At 31.7% G+C, this 17,535-nt stretch carries 14 protein-coding genes; 4 read left to right on the forward strand and 10 right to left on the reverse strand.

Features of this window, described 5'->3' with window-relative positions; translation table 11 throughout:
- The first annotated feature begins 93 nt into the window (after positions 1–93).
- Positions 94–2,475, forward strand: a complete 2,382-nt coding sequence (locus ABD715_RS03440) for a TonB-dependent receptor (protein WP_344786669.1) — start codon at positions 94–96, stop codon at positions 2,473–2,475.
- Between the two features lie 53 nt (positions 2,476–2,528).
- Here ABD715_RS03440 and ABD715_RS03445 read toward each other — a convergent pair whose 3' ends face one another.
- The 6 genes from ABD715_RS03445 to ABD715_RS03470 all read right to left on the reverse strand — a co-directional run bounded on the left by ABD715_RS03445 (position 2,529) and on the right by ABD715_RS03470 (position 9,731).
- Complete coding sequence (locus ABD715_RS03445) at positions 2,529–3,293, reverse strand: T9SS type A sorting domain-containing protein (RefSeq protein ID WP_344786670.1); 765 nt, start codon at positions 3,291–3,293, stop codon at positions 2,529–2,531.
- Positions 3,294–3,309: 16 nt separating this feature from the next.
- Entirely contained in the window at positions 3,310–5,241 is a 1,932-nt protein-coding gene (locus ABD715_RS03450; protein WP_344786671.1) for a sulfatase-like hydrolase/transferase, read from the reverse strand.
- 461 nt (positions 5,242–5,702) lie between these two features.
- The gene (locus ABD715_RS03455; protein WP_344786672.1) at positions 5,703–6,566 is read right to left on the reverse strand and encodes a DMT family transporter; all 864 of its coding nucleotides are present in this window, start codon (positions 6,564–6,566) and stop codon (positions 5,703–5,705) included.
- On the reverse strand, positions 6,556–7,470 hold the full coding sequence (locus ABD715_RS03460) for an EamA family transporter (RefSeq protein WP_344786673.1): 915 nt from the start codon (positions 7,468–7,470) through the stop codon (positions 6,556–6,558). Before ABD715_RS03460 ends, ABD715_RS03455 begins: the two co-directional genes overlap by 11 nt.
- Before the next feature lie 48 nt (positions 7,471–7,518).
- On the reverse strand, positions 7,519–7,974 hold the full coding sequence (locus ABD715_RS03465) for a cold-shock protein (protein ID WP_344786674.1): 456 nt from the start codon (positions 7,972–7,974) through the stop codon (positions 7,519–7,521).
- 203 nt (positions 7,975–8,177) lie between these two features.
- Positions 8,178–9,731 (reverse strand): DEAD/DEAH box helicase, encoded by a 1,554-nt coding sequence (locus tag ABD715_RS03470; protein ID WP_344786675.1) that lies wholly within the window; start codon positions 9,729–9,731, stop codon positions 8,178–8,180.
- Positions 9,732–9,902: 171 nt separating this feature from the next.
- On the opposite strand from ABD715_RS03470, the gene mgrA reads away from it, so the two are divergent.
- Complete coding sequence (gene mgrA, locus ABD715_RS03475) at positions 9,903–10,913, forward strand: L-glyceraldehyde 3-phosphate reductase (RefSeq protein WP_344786676.1); 1,011 nt, start codon at positions 9,903–9,905, stop codon at positions 10,911–10,913.
- Between the two features lie 303 nt (positions 10,914–11,216).
- Here the strand turns inward: mgrA and ABD715_RS03480 are convergent, their stop codons facing one another.
- Positions 11,217–11,852: a hypothetical protein gene (locus tag ABD715_RS03480; RefSeq protein WP_344786677.1), complete on the reverse strand. Its 636-nt coding sequence runs from the start codon at positions 11,850–11,852 to the stop codon at positions 11,217–11,219.
- A 281-nt stretch (positions 11,853–12,133) separates the two neighbouring features.
- On the opposite strand from ABD715_RS03480, the gene ABD715_RS03485 reads away from it, so the two are divergent.
- Complete coding sequence (locus tag ABD715_RS03485; protein ID WP_344786678.1) at positions 12,134–12,691, forward strand: ExbD/TolR family protein; 558 nt, start codon at positions 12,134–12,136, stop codon at positions 12,689–12,691.
- Between the two features lie 48 nt (positions 12,692–12,739).
- On the opposite strand, the gene ABD715_RS03490 is transcribed toward ABD715_RS03485, so the two are convergent.
- Genes ABD715_RS03490 through ABD715_RS03500 form a run of 3 tightly spaced genes read right to left on the reverse strand, consistent with a single transcriptional unit; the run spans position 12,740 to position 16,449 of the window.
- Positions 12,740–13,213 carry a monoheme cytochrome C gene (locus ABD715_RS03490; protein ID WP_344786679.1) on the reverse strand — a complete coding sequence of 158 codons (474 nt, stop codon included), beginning with the start codon at positions 13,211–13,213 and terminating at the stop codon, positions 12,740–12,742.
- Positions 13,214–14,434, reverse strand: a complete 1,221-nt coding sequence (locus tag ABD715_RS03495; RefSeq protein ID WP_344786680.1) for a sulfite oxidase — start codon at positions 14,432–14,434, stop codon at positions 13,214–13,216.
- Positions 14,435–14,445: 11 nt separating this feature from the next.
- On the reverse strand, positions 14,446–16,449 hold the full coding sequence (locus ABD715_RS03500) for an alpha-ketoacid dehydrogenase subunit alpha/beta (RefSeq protein WP_344786681.1): 2,004 nt from the start codon (positions 16,447–16,449) through the stop codon (positions 14,446–14,448).
- 133 nt (positions 16,450–16,582) lie between these two features.
- Here ABD715_RS03500 and ABD715_RS03505 point away from each other — a divergent pair, with 133 nt between their 5' ends.
- Positions 16,583–17,533: an isopenicillin N synthase family dioxygenase gene (locus ABD715_RS03505; RefSeq protein WP_344786682.1), complete on the forward strand. Its 951-nt coding sequence runs from the start codon at positions 16,583–16,585 to the stop codon at positions 17,531–17,533.
- Positions 17,534–17,535 lie beyond the last annotated feature (2 nt).

The raw sequence follows: 17,535 nt of genomic DNA on the forward strand, positions 1-17,535 counted from the left end.
ACAATAATTCTTTAATTATTATATTTTTTTTGTCTTATTAAACTTTCACAGTTTTGAATAGTCTAATTATATTTAAGGCAAGCTATTAATTATATGAAATCGATTTTATACACTAAAATATTTATCTTACTAACATGCATTAGTAATCAATTTTTTTATGCACAGTCTTCAAATATTGAAATACTTGGTGTTGTATTAGAAGCTAATACAAATGCCCCTGTAGAATATGCCACTATTTCTATATTAGATAGTAATACTAAAAAGCCTATAACGGGAACTATATCATCAGAAACCGGTAAATTTTCTATAAAAACCGATGCTACAAATTTCTATATACAGGTTAGTTTTATGGGGTATAAAACAAAAGTTTATAAAACCTTTGAGGTAGAAAACAGAAAAATAAACTTAAAAACAATTGCCCTTGAGGAAGACAACGAAGCTTTAGGTGAGGTTTTAATTCGAGCAGAAAAATCTCAAACCGAATTTAAATTGGATAAACGTGTTTTTAACGTAGGACAAGATTTAAGCTCTACTGGCGCTGGTGCTTTAGAAGTTTTAAATAATGTACCTTCTGTAAATGTTAGTATTGAAGGAGATGTTAGTTTGCGTGGTAATCAAGGGGTGCAAATTTTAATAAATGGAAAACCATCTGTTTTAGCAAGTGCAGACGGTAATGCATTGGGCAGTATTACTGCAGATATGATTGAAAAAATAGAAGTTATTACAAATCCATCTGCAAAATATGATGCCGAAGGGACTTCTGGAATTATAAATATTGTAATTAAAAAGTCTGAGAAAAAAGGCTTAAATGGTTCTGCTTCTTTAAATATAGGTGTACCTAACAGTAATAGTTTTGGGTTGAGTTTAAATAGAAGAACAGAAAAATTTAATTTCTTTAGTCAAATAGGCATTGGTTTACGCACCTACCCTAGCGACAGTAAAACCATTAACAGAGACCTATTAAATAATACAAGTGTTAATAGTACCGGAGATGCTAATTTTGATGAAAAATTTAGTAACATACTTATTGGAACAGATTATCATATAAACAATAACAATGTTATTACGCTCTCTGGATCTTATGCTTATGAAGTAGAGGATCAAAACTCTGTAGCAAATTATGAAGAATTTGATGAGACCGATACAGTTATAGAAAATTGGCTGCGTACCGAAACAACTGAAGCTACTAATCCAAAATTAAGATACGAAATACAATATAAAAGAGATTTTAAAAGGCATAAAGACCAGAGTTTACTAATAAGTGCTTTAGGTAGCTCCTTTAAAAAAGATCAATCGTCTATTTACACCAATAATACTATTTTTGGAGATAGAGCTGATGCTAAACAAGAAACTAGAACAGATTATGCCTTGGAAGATTATACTTTTAAAATAGATTATACACATCCGTTTTTAGAAAATTATACTATTGAAACGGGGTCGCAATATGTAATAAACAATGTATCTAACGATTTTGCAGTTAACGATTTAGTTGATGCTAATTGGGCTAATAATCCTAATTTAACTAATATTTTCGATTACGATCAAAAAGTATTAGGTGTTTATACAACCGTAGCTTACGAAGGCGATAAATGGGGGCTTAAGTTAGGGATACGCTTAGAAAACACAAATATAAATACCTTACTTGTAAACACTAATTTAAGTAATAAAGACGATTATACAAATTTGTTTCCTAGCGCTCACACATCATACAAGATAAATAACAATTTTTCTTTACAAGCAGGTTACTCTAGGCGTATACAAAGACCTAGATTAAGAGATTTAAATCCGTTTTCTAATATTAGAGATAATTATAGTATTTCTATGGGTAACCCAGATTTGCAACCAGAATACACAGATGCTTTCGAAATTACAAGTATTAATAAAATAGGAAAGGCATCTTTAAACTTTAGCTTATATAATAGGCATACTACAGATATTATAGAACGTGTAACAACTTTTGAAAACAACATAAGCACATCCAGACCAGAAAACATAGGCGAAAACACAACAACAGGTTTCGAGTTTAATGGAAAATATGCACCGCTTAATTGGCTATCTTTAAATGGAGATTTTAATATTAATTATTTTGATAGAAAAGGCTTGTTTGAGGATACTTCTTTTGATTTTAAAGGTAATAGATGGTCTTCTAGTTTAACATCTCAATTTAAATTACCTGCAGATTTCGATATAGAAATTTCGGGAGATTATAGATCTAAATATAAAACCGTACAGCGACAAGTTTCTAGCAATTTGTTTGCCGATTTAGGTATTAGAAAAAAGATTTTAAAAGGAAAAACAATTTTAAATATAAGTATTCGCGATGTATTTGCGTCTCGAGTTGACGAAAGTATTACAACGCAACCAGAATTCTATTTGTTTAATAGCAGAAAACGCGGGCGATTTGTAACATTTGGTATTAGTTATGGCTTTGGTAAGGGCGAAGCTATGGAGTTTTCTGGACAAAGAAGAAGATAAAAAAATCTCTAGACATACAACTAGAGATTTTTTTGTATCTAATATAATTACTCTTATTTTTTTATAAACCGCTTAGTTGTAATAAGGTTTTTTTCTAAAGTTATTTTAGCAAAATAAACACCGTTATTTAATGTTTCAATATTTAAAGCGTTATTATTTTCTTTAGATAAAACTTTTTCTCCTAAAACATTAAGTATTTCAATTTTTTTAATATTAGATTTAGCTTTAATACGCAATTCATTCTCAACAGGATTTGGGTATAGTTGTATGCCTTTAGCTACCAAAGAGTTGTTGTTTATACTTAAAGTTGCAGGTGTGCCAAAAGAAATTTCATCTATAAAAATATCGCCAGAAAGCGCTGTATTACCAATTCTAAATTGATACCTTAATTCGTAATCGGCATCTGTACCATAACTATCAAGACTACTAACATCCATTATTAATGTTTGCCAAGCAGACGAGTTTGCATTAATATTGCCTACTTGCCCAACCCATGGTGTAGCAGTAGCGTTTTTAATTCTAATATGATTAGCATTAGAGTTGTTTTGAAATACAATTTTAACATGTGTATTTGTGCTTGCTGTAATATTTGTGGTACCATCAAAGGTTGGTTGCCCTTTATTTGCATGGTTCCATTGTATAACACCTCTACCATCAACTGTTGTTTGTGTAATAGATGTACCTCCAGATACCCCTTTAAAAGTCTCTGTATCTCCAGAAGTTTCAAACGTATACTCTTGTGCTGTAAGCTGTATGCTTGCTAGCCCTAAAAAAGCAGCTATCAAATTTAGTTTTTGTTTTTGTAATGTTACTTTCATAATTTTAGTTGTTTAGTTATAGTTTAATTACTTTTTCTATTGATAAATTATTGTCAGATTTAATTCTTAATAAATACATGCCAGCTTTTAGATTTTGAGCGTGTATTTTAGTTTCAACTAGATTCGGGTTTATTTTTTTAATCAATTTCCCCGTGGTAGTTAATAATTCTATTTCTAACTTATTAAAGTTGGAATTAAATTGAATGTTGAAATTTTCTTGAGATGGATTAGGGTATATTTTATATAAATCTTTTATAACATCTTGAAGCCCTAGGCTAGAATCGTGATACGTACTGTTGTAACCCGGAAAAACTGGAGTTGCGGTGTTTCCAGCATTATCTTCGCCATACCATAATATTCTGTGTGGGTGTCCATTGCCTCGTTCATGATCAAACCAGGCAGGCTTTACGTCTTTAAAATTCCTTGCCCAATCTGCGCCTTGCTGTTCTAATTCTGCAATAATTTGACTAACAGGTTTTCCATCAATATTACCTGTTAACTGTACTTCTGGGTTTACATCTGCATGATAAAGTTTCCATGCGCCATTACCACCTTTACGTACTATTCTATATGGATGTGAAATTATTGCTGCATTATGAAACCCATTTTGGGGCCTTAAAACAAAGAGAGCTTGGTTAGGTCTTGCGTCTTCGTTTGCTATCATTTTATCCATAAAGTCTACACCATCTATGGTTTTTGATGCAGGAATAGTTCCTCCAGCTAAATTAACTAGTGTTGGATATAAGTCTAAAGAACTAATTTGATACTTGTAAGTATTAGGTGTTGTTATTTTATTTGGCCAGTGCACGAAAAAAGGTACTTTATGTCCGCCTTCGTCAACACTTCCTTTTAATGCTGCCAACGGGTAGTTTACTGCGCCTTTACTATAAGTGTAGCCACCGTTATCACTAAAAAATATAATAACAGTATTGTCTAATTCGTTTTTTTCTTCAAGTTTATCTACTACTCTACCAATGTTTTTATCCATATTGGCTACCATTGTCGCATAAGTAATTCGTGCTTGTACAAGCTCTTCAATTTTTGCAGGTCTATCTGCTTCGTTTTCTTTTAAAACAGGTCTAGATTGCGTTATATAATCATCTGCTCTAATAGCATCTTCAAAATTTGGATTGGCAGCTAAAAACGCAGCAATTTCATTTGCTGGTGCTTGTAAAGGTGTGTGTGGAGCATTGTATGCTAAGTAAATTAAAAAAGGATGGGTATCTGCAGCTTTTTCATCAATGTAATTAATAACATCATCTGTTAAAATATCTGTTAAATAATCATCTTCTTCATGGTTACTATATTGATTTCGATCTATATAACTTCTATCTCTTTGTAATGGATCTTGATACTCGTTTGTTACAGGGTTAGATCCGCCTTGCCTATTATAAAATAAATCTTCATACTTGCTTTCAAAATAGTTTTTTCCTCCACCTAAAAATCCAAAGAAATAATCGAAACCTTTATCTAAAGGCTGAAATTTGCCTGCTTCAAACCCCAAATGCCATTTCCCATAAGCAGCAGTGTTATAACCTGTATCATCTATTAATTCAGGAAAAAATACAGATTCGTTAACATACGATTCATCTGGCACACCCAAAGTAGTCGTAATATTATTTGGTAAATTGTATTGTGCACCAATTCTATGCGGATACACACCAGTCATAATTGCTGCTCTACTTGGTCCGCAAAATGGATGCGCAACATGTGCATTGGTGCAAATAATGCCATTATTAGCTAAATTATCAAGCTCAGGAGTTGGTATAATACCATAACCATCAGAAAAGCCAACATCTCTATTAAAGCCAACATCGGCATAACCTAAATCGTCTGCTAATATGACTATTATATTTGGTCTAGTTCCTGCGGTTTGCGAATATAAATTACCTATTACAAGTAATAAAATAATGCAGGTAAGAGGCATCTTGTGTAATTTTTTTTTCATTTGAATTGTTTTATAGTTTTTATTTAGTTTACCGTTTAGACGTTAGCATCTAATAAAAGTTTTAGTGTTATGTAAAACTAGATGAATAGCCTTGTAAATAACTAGCTGTTTTTAACACTGTTATGGCTATTTTTATCTAAATAAACCTATATTGTTAGGCGTTTATGGTAAAAAATGACTAGTTAATGATAATTTTATCGATATCAATAATATTGTTTTAAGACTATCTTAGTTAGATATTTTAATGAAAATTTAGAATATCAATATAAAATGAAGTAGTTTGTGAGTAGAACAGGGTACTAAGTTTTATAGAGCAAAACTAAGTAAGCATTTTCTTTTTTAAGTTGGGAGACTGTGTAAAGATTTATAATTTAAACTTAGAAGATAAAATATTGGGGTATTTAAATTTATAATCCTTTTTTTTTTTAATCGATTATATATATAAGAATAAAAATAATAGATTAAACTTGATGTTTCTGTTTATTTTCTACCCGCTTCTTATATAAAATGTTTAAAATTAACCCGGTTATAATTAAAGCGATACCTAAAAGACTCCAAAGGGTATAAATTTCGCTAAAAACAAAAACACCAAAAAGTACTGTAAAAATAACCTCTAGGTATTTAAGAGGAGCTGTCTGGTTTGTTGTAGCTACTTGAAAAGCTTTGGTCATAAAAACTTGACCAAAAAAACCAAATACACCTAAAGCGAGTAATAACCCCCACTCTAATCCTACTGGATTTATCCAATACGGTATAGCTAAAACACCACCAACAATAGTAGAAATAATCATAAAATAATTTACCACTACAACTGGGTGTTCAGATTTTCCAATTTTGCTAATAATAACATATACAAACCCACTAAAAATTGCAGATCCTATAGCGAGTAATAATCCTGTAGCATCCATTTGCGAATCGAAGCCTTTAATTATAATTACGCCAGAAAACGCCATAGCAAAAAAGATCCATTGCAATGGCTTTATAACTTCTTTTAATAAAAAAACAGCAAATATACCTGCAAATATTGGAGCCATATAACGTAACGATACAGCGGTGCCTATAGCTAGATACTTAGTAGCCATAAAAAACAAGGTCATAGAAGTTAAACCTACTAAACCTCTGGTTATAAGTAATTTTTGATTATTGCCTTTAAGCGGGATTTTATATTTTAATAAAAAACCGAAAGTAAATACTAAAGAGCTTATAGATCTAAAAAATACAATCTGAAAAGCATTTATGTGTACTAGATGTTTTACTATAGCGTTCATGCACGCAAAAGACAAAGTGCTTATTAGCATGAATTTTAATGCTGTTTTAATTTCCAATAACCCGTGTTTTTATTTTTTTTCTTGTTGTAATAAAATAAACTCCAGTTAAAAGAACTAAAGCAGCTATTCCTGTTTGAAGTGTTACTTCTTCGTCTAATATAAACCAGCCTAATATTATGGCTATTATAGGATTAACATATGCCGATGTAGATACCTTTTCTGTAGATACTTCTTTTAGCAAATAATTAAAAGCTGTAAAGGCAACAACACCTCCAAAAACTATTAAAAGAGTTACAGCCCATTTTACCTTTACACTCCACTGTGTTGGTATTACCCATGTCTCGTTACATGTTGCACTAAAAATAGCTAGAAGTACACCTGCACTTATCATTTGATAAGCTGTACTAACAAAAAAGTTTTTAGGCAAATCTGCTTTAGCAACAAAAACACTACCATAGCTCCAAGCCAATACGCAGGTAAGTATCATAAACATACCTAATAAAGTCTCGTTGCTTGTGGTTAACGTTTTTTGGCTTACTAATAGGTACATTCCAAATATACCCAATGCAACACCTATTAACGATTTTTTTTGCATTTTTTTACCATCTACCAATCGCATTAATAGCAATACAAATAAGGGTTGTGTAGATGCTTCGAGAGCAGCAAAACCGCTATCTACATATCTTAATGCCCAAATAAATACACCGTTGCCATATACTAAAAATAAAAAACCGGCAATAATGCAATTAAGAAATTGCTTTTTGGTAATTTTTAAACTTAACCCCATAAGTTTGGCTATTGTAAATACAAGAGCACTAGCAATAGTAAACCTTATAGAAGCTACAAAAAATGGAGGTAGCTCTGTAACTGCTATTTTATTTAGGAGATAAGTGGAACCCCAAATAATATAAATAGAAAAAAAAGCCAATATTATAAGCACTGACTTTTTTGTTATTATCATGTTTTCTGTGTAAAATAGAAAGCGTTTTGTGTTGAAGTAAGAAGAAAATTATATTTTCTTTACTCTTACAGCATTCATTCCTTTTTGTCCGCGTTCTAACTCGTAAGTTACCTTATCATTTTCAGTAATTTCTTCAAGAACACCACTAACGTGTACAAAATATTTTTCTTGGTTTATGCTATCTATAATAAAACCAAAACCTTTAGAATGATCGAAAAACGAAACTTTACCTTCTTTGTTTGCTGGCTCCTCTTCTTCTCTATCTTCTTTCTTCGGGATACCTAATTCAATACTTTCAGCTTCTACTTTTTCGCGCATAGCTGGATCTGGTGGTGTATCTGTTAAATTACCATTAAAGTCTACGTAAGCAAATTGAATGCCTTCTGTACCGTTAGCTTCTTTTTCTGCTTTACGCGCTTCTTTTTTCTTTTGTTTTTCTTCTCTTTTCTTTAAGCGCTTTTTTTCTTTTTCTATTTTATTAAATGTAACTTGTGATTTAGCCATAGTTTATTCCTAGCAATTTTTATTAGTTAATGAGTTAATTTACCTTACTTGAAGGCTGTTTATATTTTATGTGTTAAAATTTTATTGATAATTTAATCAAAAAACTTTAAAATACAAGTGTTTTGTACCATTTATTTTATACAAATGTACGCTTATTTTAAAGACGATTATAATTAATATGCTACTAAACAGTAAGATTAATATTAATCTTCTGGAGGGTAGCCATGAATTTCTTCAAAGACTTCGTCAAAATTGGTTCGCAGATAAGAGTTTAATTTCTTTCTATACTCGCCTCTTAGCCATTCTACAAAGTTAAATGTACTTTTACTAATGCATTTGGTATAGCGCTTAATTCTAAAATCGATATCTTCTCCAAGTTTTTTTGCTAATGCTAAAGCATCATAAACATCTTCACTATTTTCTATACAAATTTTACCGTGTTGTGCTATAGATCGTTCTAAAACAACCTTAGACGATTCTCCTGCTCGTATAGATTCTATATATGTTTTTTGAATATCAAAATAAACCTCTTCAGATTTACCAAATTCTGCTCTTAGCTCGTCTGGCATTTCATATCTAAAATTACTTTCTAACTCTTCATCACCTAAAATAGCATCTAAATAATAATTAGGAGATCTAAATATTTTTTGCCAATCTAGATCTTCACCCCACGCACCAAAACGATGGAAGTTGTTTCCTAAATCTATAACACTAAACGAGCTTTTATTCTTAAAAATACGAGAACCACGCCCAATCATTTGATAGTATAATGTTAACGATTTAGTAGCTCTATTTAAAATAATACTTTCTACAGATGGTTCATCAAAACCAGTAGTAAGTATACTAACAGATGTTAATATAGCTCCTGGTGTATTTTTAAACCACTTTAAAATTAATGCACGTTCTTTTTTAGAGTTAGTATTATCTAGGTGTGCAATAGGGTAACCTGCTCTTTTAAAGGTGTCGTAAACATGTAAAGAGGTGTTAATACCATTATTAAATATTAGAGTTTTCTTGCCTTTTGCGCGTTCTTCATAAGCCTGAATTAATTTATCAAGCATACCATTATCTGTATATAAATCTTCAGAAGATTTTACAGTATAATCTCCATTAGCTCCTACGACTAATGATGTTAAGCCTACGTTGTAAGAAAACATATCGGCACGAGCCAAAAATCCATTTTCTATTAAAGATTCTATCGTTTCTCCTACAATTAACTCATCATAATTATCAGTCATTGGTAGTTCCATGTTAGAACTTAAAGGTGTTGCTGTTACACCAAGAATAAACGACTGACTAAAGAATTTAAAAAGTTTTGTAAACGAGTTATAATGTGCCTCATCAATAATAACTAATCCTATATCAGAAATATCTAATTTATCATCGTTTAGTCTATTATTTAAGGTTTCTACCATGGCAACAAAACAACTGTAATCTGCTTGGTCGTCTAGGTTAGCTTTACTTTCTACAACTTTATTGTTAACTCCAAACTCGGTAAGCATTTTAGATGTTTGTCTGCATAGCTCAATTCTATGCGTCATCACTAATACTTTTTTATTGTGAAGTTTTAAGTATTGTCTAACTATTTCAGAGAAAATAACTGTTTTTCCTCCTCCTGTTGGTAATTGATATAATAAATGATAGTCTTTTGGAGAATCCTCAAAACTTTGAAAAATTTTATCAATAGCTCCTTTTTGATAACTATATAAATCTTTACCTGTTTTTCTTTCTTCTAATTCTGTTGTGGATATCGGCATGAATACAATTTTGTAGCGCACAAAAATAACACCTTTCGAGCGTTTATAACGAATGATTGACCGGAAAATTCTAGATTTTTTTTAATTCTGAAGATTTAATATGGATTTTTTTTAAAGTTTACACCACTATAAAAAGTAATTTATATTTTTGCATTTCATTTTTATAAAGCTATGCAAATAAACGATAAAAGTAATACTACAAGTTACCAAGCCTCACCAAAAAGATACGACTCCATGACTTATAATAGAAGCGGAAAAAGTGGTGTTTTACTACCTGCCTTATCTTTAGGTTTGTGGCATAATTTTGGTTTTGTTGATGCCATACAAAATGCTAGAAGTGTTTTACGTACTGCATTCGATTTAGGAATTACTCATTTCGATTTAGCTAATAATTATGGGCCTCCTTATGGCTCGGCCGAAGAGAACTTTGGTACAATTTTAAAAACTGATTTTAAACCATACAGAGACGAGCTTTTTATAGCTACCAAAGCAGGTTACGATATGTGGCCAGGACCTTATGGTAACCTAGGTTCTAGAAAATATTTAATTTCGAGTATAGACCAAAGTTTAAAACGTATGAATTTAGATTATGTTGATATTTTTTATCATCATAGACCAGATCCAGATACGCCTTTAGAAGAAACTATGGGAGCTCTTGCAGATATTGTAAGACAAGGAAAAGCGTTGTATGCTGGAATATCTAATTATGAAGCTAAAGAAGCAGATAAGGCAGCTAAAATACTTAAAGACTTAAATGTGCCTTTTATATTGCATCAAGCACGATATTCTATGTTAGATCGCTGGGTAGAGAAAGATTTACTAAACACTCTAAAAGACAATGGTGTTGGTTGTATTGCTTTTTCACCTTTAGCACAAGGCATGCTTACAGATAAATATTTAAATGGTATTCCTGAAGGCTCTCGTGCAGCCAAAGATTTAACGTATTTAAATACAGAAACAGTAAATAATAATATTGAAAAAATACAGGCTTTAAATACTATAGCAAAGCAACGCGGACAAAAATTATCGCAAATGGCAATTGCTTGGATTTTAAGACAACCTCAAGTAGCATCTGTGCTGATTGGCGCTAGCTCTTCAAGTCAATTAAAAGAAAATGTAAAAGCTTTAGATTATTTAAGTTTTACAGATGAAGAGTTAAAATTAATTAATGATATACTGTAGATATAAACCCGTTTATGTTTTAGATTTTATTTTTAAAGGAGATGTTAGTTATCCAAACAACATAAGTTCCTAAGGCTGCTAGATTGCCAAATATCCAAAAGCCTAAATAAATGCCAAGTATGGGCATGCCACAATTGGCTCTAACTGTTTCTATTTTTGGAACAAAAATATGGGGAAACACTACAAAATTGCTTATTAAAATTAAAGCTAGAACTAAAAATTTCGAAATATTAAGTTTTAGTTTATCAATTAAAAAGTAAATTAATACTTGCATTCCCGATATAAAGGAAATAAAAACAAGTATCATTCTTTAATAATTATTATAGTAACTTTTACACCTGCTGCAAGTGCCCATACCTTACCAGTAATAACACTGCTTTTATCGTCTACAATTCTATATTGTGCTGTATTTGGTAATGCACTACCTTCATTTATAGCATAAAACTCAATTTTATTAAAGCCTTCTTCCAGATTTAATTTAAAACCATTAAATCCTCTGCTTAAATATTCGCGAGATCTAATAACATCACCATTTACTATAACCCTTAATAAATCGCCATCAATCATACCATGATCTCGGTATTGAATATTTATATATTTAGATGTTGTTCTATAATCTCCCCAATAAGCATCTTCTTTTAATCCGCTATTTTCGCCATGACCTTCTGGTAGCAAAGCTTTTTCAATTTTCTCTAATTTTTTAGTGTATAATTCACCTGGATTAGCAAATTCTTCACTAGGAAACATAGAAAATTCTTTTTTAGGTAAATTTAATTCTGGTAATGGTTTAGGAAAATCTAAACTACTCAATTTATCTTTTAAATCTGGTTTAGCTGGTAATAATGGCTTAGAGTCTAACGAGTCTTTAGGTGCTTTAACTGCAGGAATAGCAAAAGATTTATTTTTACTATCTATTTGTGCATTCAGTCCAAAAGACATAAATAACAATGTTAAAAAAGAAAAATAAAAGACAGTCAACTTCATTTGTAATGTAATATGTGTTGTTTAAAAATGACACACTTTTAAGTCTCAAAGATATTTTTTTAAATGAAACGCGTCAAGTGCTTTAGCTATAAATTAACAAATACCGTTCCTAAATATATAATATAGTATAAAATTATTTTTTTTAGTGCGATAATTAAAACGCATTTGTAATCAGAAATTTAAGGCATCATTTTTGTGTTAATTAACAGATTATTAACATTTTAAATTATAATATAATGAGACGAACAAAATTACTTCCAGAAGTAAATGCCGGTTCCATGGCAGACATTGCATTTTTATTACTTGTTTTCTTTTTAGTAACAGCGGTTATACCCAAAGACCAAGGTATACAACGAAAATTACCAAAAGAGTGTCCGCCTGGTATAGATTGTTCTGGAGACATTTACGAACGTAATATTTTGCGAATAGCTATTAATAGCGAAAATGAAATAATGGTAAATAATCTGGTAACACCAATTAATGAGGTTAAAAATATTACAAAAACATTTATTGATAATAATGGTAATGGTAGTTGTACATATTGTAGCGGAAATAAATCTAATATCTCTTCAGACCATCCAACAAAAGCTATTATTTCTCTGCAGAACACAAAATTAACAAGCTATAGTAAATTTATAGCTGTACAAGACGAAATAACAAAAGCTTACTTTGAATTGCGTTCTAAGTACAGTGAAAATGTGTTAAAAAAATCGCCAGAAATGCTATCAGAAGAAGATATAAAAACTTTGAAAAAAGTATATCCTTTTATTCTTTCTGAAACTGAAATAAAATAAGTTATAAGGCGCCATTACTTAGCGGCAACTTAGTAATGGCTCCTCTGTTTATTTTAAATCATACCAATCAATATCTTTTAAATTCTCTCTTCTTCCCTTGTTTTCTGGTGCGTAGTGTGTAGCTAGATAGTTAACTATAATAGATTCGTTTTCTCCTAAATCCCATAAATTTTGGGTTTCTTGCATCCATTTAATAATGCTTGACCATCCTTCTTTTGTAGCTCTGTTTTGAGTAACTAATTTTGCCGAGTGGCATGGTGTGCAGCTTATTACTACTTCGAATAATCCATCACCTTCTTTAAAACCTGTTGGCAAGTGTATACCATTTTTTATTTCATTAGGGTCAATACCATCTGTAGACACATATTGATTAACCTCTACCTCTTCTTTCTGAGTATTTAAAAAAGATGGGTTTGTAATTTTTATAATTAGCATTATAGCAACAAATACTAACAAAGCAAAAAACAAAACAAGTTTTATATATATAGCTTTTACAGTTTGTTTAAAATCGTTCGAATTCATTTACTTTACTTTTACAGCTATTCGGTGACACGCATTATTTAAATAGCCTTTTGGGTTCCAGCCAGGTACAATCATGGGTTGGCTTACTCCATTTTCGTCTGTTGCTTTCGCCCAAACCTCATAATATCCTTTTTTAGGGAATTTTATTGTTGCATTAAAATGCTGCCAAGCTAAACGATTTATAGGCTTGTTAAGCACGCATGTGTTCCATGTGGCTCCAAAATCTATAGAGTACGCCATAGACTTAACTGCTAATTCTCCAGCCCATGCATGACCTTTAATATTTAAAGATTCGCCTTCGTTTATCATAGCTCCAGTTTTGGGGTATGTAATTAAAGATTTTACTGGCATACTTTCAATAATACACATGTTTTCTTCTTTAACTTTATCGCCAGGAGAAACCGTGTTACATGGTACAGTATACGACGGAGCTTTCATTTTAGCGCCATCATGTATTTTGTCTCGTACGCTAATTCCTTTTATCCATTTTCCCGAAGTCGATGCAGGCCAGCCACCAGCTACTAAACGTAATGGATAGCCATGAGTTAAAGGAATATCTTCTCCATTCATTTTAAAAGCTAAAAGCGTTTCTTCTTGATAGGCTTTATACATGGGTACACCTCTAGAAATAGCTTCTTTAGTTGGGTCTTTGCTTAAATGTATATCTGCGCCATGATAGCCTATATAAACAGCATTGTTTTTAATGCCAACATCTTCAAGTACATCTTTAAGTCTAACACCTGTCCATTCTGCACAAGAAACAGCGCCAATAGTCCATTGATTGCCTTTTGCAGGCGGATTAAATTCACTACGACCATTACCACCACACTCTAAAGTTAGCTGGTAGGTATAATGTTTAAATTTAGTTTTTAAATCTTGTAATGTATATGTTTTAGAACTAACAACAGATTCACCATCAAAGGTTATAGTCCATTTAGAAACATCTATATCTTGCGGAATTAGTCCGTTATTTCTAACAAACATAGACTTGTTAGGCGTAACGTTATCATTTAATAAATGTGCTTTAGCTTCAATATTCCATGGTTTATTGTTTAAAATGGTCATTTCTGGATCTTTTCCAAATAATTTATAGGGATCTGGATCTTGAAATACTAGTGGGGTGTAATTATCAGGCATTGACGCAGAGTAAATAATATTTCCGCCAATTAAAGTTGCTGCAGAGCTTAGCAACGATTTTTTAATAAAATGTCTTCTTTTCAATGTATAGGGTTTTAATAAGATAATAAAGCTTTTAAAGCTTTTTCAAATTTGGTTTTAGGTAAATATTGGGTTTCTAGTTGTTTAGCAAAAGGGATAGGAGTTTCCATGCTTGCTACACGCTTTACAGGTGCATCTAAATACTCAAAGCAATGCTCCATAATTAAAGCAGAAATATCGCTTGCAACACCTCCAAATAAAGAGTCTTCTTGCAGTATTATTGCTTTTCCTGTTTTTTTAACCGATGCATAAATGGTTGCTACATCTAGTGGTTTAAGTGTGCGTAAGTCGATAACATCGGCATCTATTTCTGGGTTATTAGTCAAAGTTTCTAATGCCCAATGTACTGCAGCGCCATAGCTTATAACAGTAACATCGTTTCCAGATTTTAAAATAGAAGCTTTTCCAAAAGGAGTTGTATAATAACTTGTAGGCACATCCTCTCGTATGGTTCTGTATAGGCCTTTATGCTCGAAAAATAACACCGGATTAGGGTCGTTTATAGCGTTAGCTAACAAACCTTTGGCATCTGCAGGAAAAGCAGGATATACTACTTTTAAACCTGGTGTTTTTGTAAACCACGCTTCGTTTGTTTGAGAATGAAACGGTCCTGCTGCAATGCCACCACCACAAGGCATCCTTATTACCACATCGGCCTTTTGACCCCATCTATAAAAAGATTTGGCTAAATAATTTACAATAGGGTTAAAACCAGAACTAGCAAAGTCTGCAAATTGCATTTCTACAACTGCTTTCATACCAGCTATAGACAAGCCCATTCCAGTTTCTATTATTGCAGATTCGCATATAGGTGTATTTCTAACACGATCTTTTCCAAATTGCTTAACAAAACCATCGGTAACTTTAAACACACCTCCATAATCTGCAATATCTTGTCCCATTAATACGAGGTTATTATGGGTTTCCATACTTTGTTTTAAACCTTCAGAAATGGCATCAATAAAACGAAGTTCTTGAGTATTTGTGCTTTTTTTAGTTGTCTGATTATCAAAACTCTTATAAACATCATCTAACTCGATAGTTTCAATAGGTGTTATTTCAGATTCATTAAAAGACACCTCTAAATGTTCGTTTATTTCATTAATAAAATCACTTTTAATTTTAGTCTCTATGTTTTCATTTAAAAGACCTTCTTCTCTTAAAAATGTTTCAAAATTCACAACCGGATCTCTCTTGCCCCAAGTCTCTAAAAGGTCTTCTGGAACATATTTTGTTCCGCTAGCTTCTTCATGTCCGCGCATTCTAAACGTTTTAAATTCAATTAAAACAGGTCGCGGATTTTCGCGAATACTCATTGCTATTTTAGATACTTTTTTATATATTTTTAAAATATTATTACCATCAATAATATGCGATTCCATACCGTAACCCACACCTTTATCTGCTATGTTTTTACAATTATATTGCTCTTTTGTAGGTGTAGACAATCCATAGCCATTATTTTCAACACAAAACAAAACGGGCAATTGCCATACAGAAGCGACATTTAAAGCCTCATGAAAATCGCCTTCGCTTGTGCCTCCTTCTCCTGTAAAAACTGCTGTAACCTCTTTATTATTTTTTAATTTTGAAGCTAGAGCTATGCCATCGGCAACGCCAAGTTGTGGACCTAAATGAGAAATCATCCCTACAATATTATATTGCTGTGTACCAAAGTGAAACGATCTATCTCTGCCCTTTGTAAACCCAGAGGCTTTACCTTGCCATTGGGCAAATAACCTATATAAAGGAATGTTTCTAGTTGTAAATACACCAAGGTTTCGGTGCATTGGTAATATATATTCGTTGCTGTTAAGCGCCATGGTTACACCTACCGAAATTGCTTCTTGGCCTATACCAGAAAACCACTTGCTTATTTTACCTTGCCTTAATAAAACAAGCATTTTCTCTTCTATCATTCTAGGTTTCAGTAGGTTTTTATAAAGCGTAAGCAATAATTCTTTCTCGTAATTACCTTTCTTGTATTTTATTTTATTAAAAACTTTTGAATTACTCATAAATTTGCAGGGTGTAACAATATCAAATATAATATAAAAAGCCTCTATAAGTGAAGATGAGATATAAAATACAATGTTAAAATCTATATAATGTTTTTGTACATTTGTATTAATCACATCTAAATATATACTGATGAATATAATACCAAGCGTTGATTTAAACGATTTTATTTCGGGAGATGAAGTAAGAAAACAAAAATTTGTTGATGCCATAGGTAAAGCCTATGAGGAAATAGGGTTTGTAGCTTTAAAAGGTCATTTTTTAAATGAAGCTCTAGTTGATAATTTATATAAAGAAGTTAAGAATTTTTTCTCTTTGCCAATAGAGACAAAACGCAAATACGAAATTGAAGGTATTGGCGGACAAAGAGGTTATGTGTCTTTTGGTAAAGAAAGTGCTAAAGGTAAAAAAGAAGGAGATTTAAAAGAGTTTTGGCATTTTGGACAATATGTAGAGAATAATGATGCATTAAAAAAAGAATACCCAGAAAATGTTACCGTAAATGAGTTGGCTGCTTTTAACACTGTTGGCAAAGAAGCTTACAAGATGTTAGAAAAAACAGCCAAATATGTTTTACGTGCTTTATCTTTACATTTAGGATTAGAAGAAACTTATTTTGATGATTATATTTTTAATGGAAATTCCATTTTAAGACCAATTCACTACCCGCCTATTAAAGAGGAACCAAAAGAAGCTGTGCGAGCAGCTGCACATGGCGATATAAACCTAATTACCCTATTAATGGGCGCACAAGGTAAAGGCTTACAAGTGCAAAACCACAAAGGCGAATGGATTGATGCTATTGCAGAGCAAGACGAACTTATGATAAATGTTGGCGATATGCTTTCTAGGCACACCAACAATAAACTAAAATCTACCATACACCGTGTTGTAAACCCTCCTAAAGAGCTTTGGGGCACATCTAGATATTCTATTCCGTTTTTTATGCACCCCATAAGCGAAATGAAATTAAATGTTTTAGAAGGTTGTATAGACGACAAGAACCCAAAACAATTTGAAGACATTACTGCAGGAGAGTTCTTAAATGAAAGATTGATAGAATTAGGGCTTATAAAAAAGTAAAC

The organism is Postechiella marina (assembly GCF_039538365.1).
GTDB classification, from domain to species: Bacteria; Bacteroidota; Bacteroidia; order Flavobacteriales; family Flavobacteriaceae; genus Postechiella; species Postechiella marina.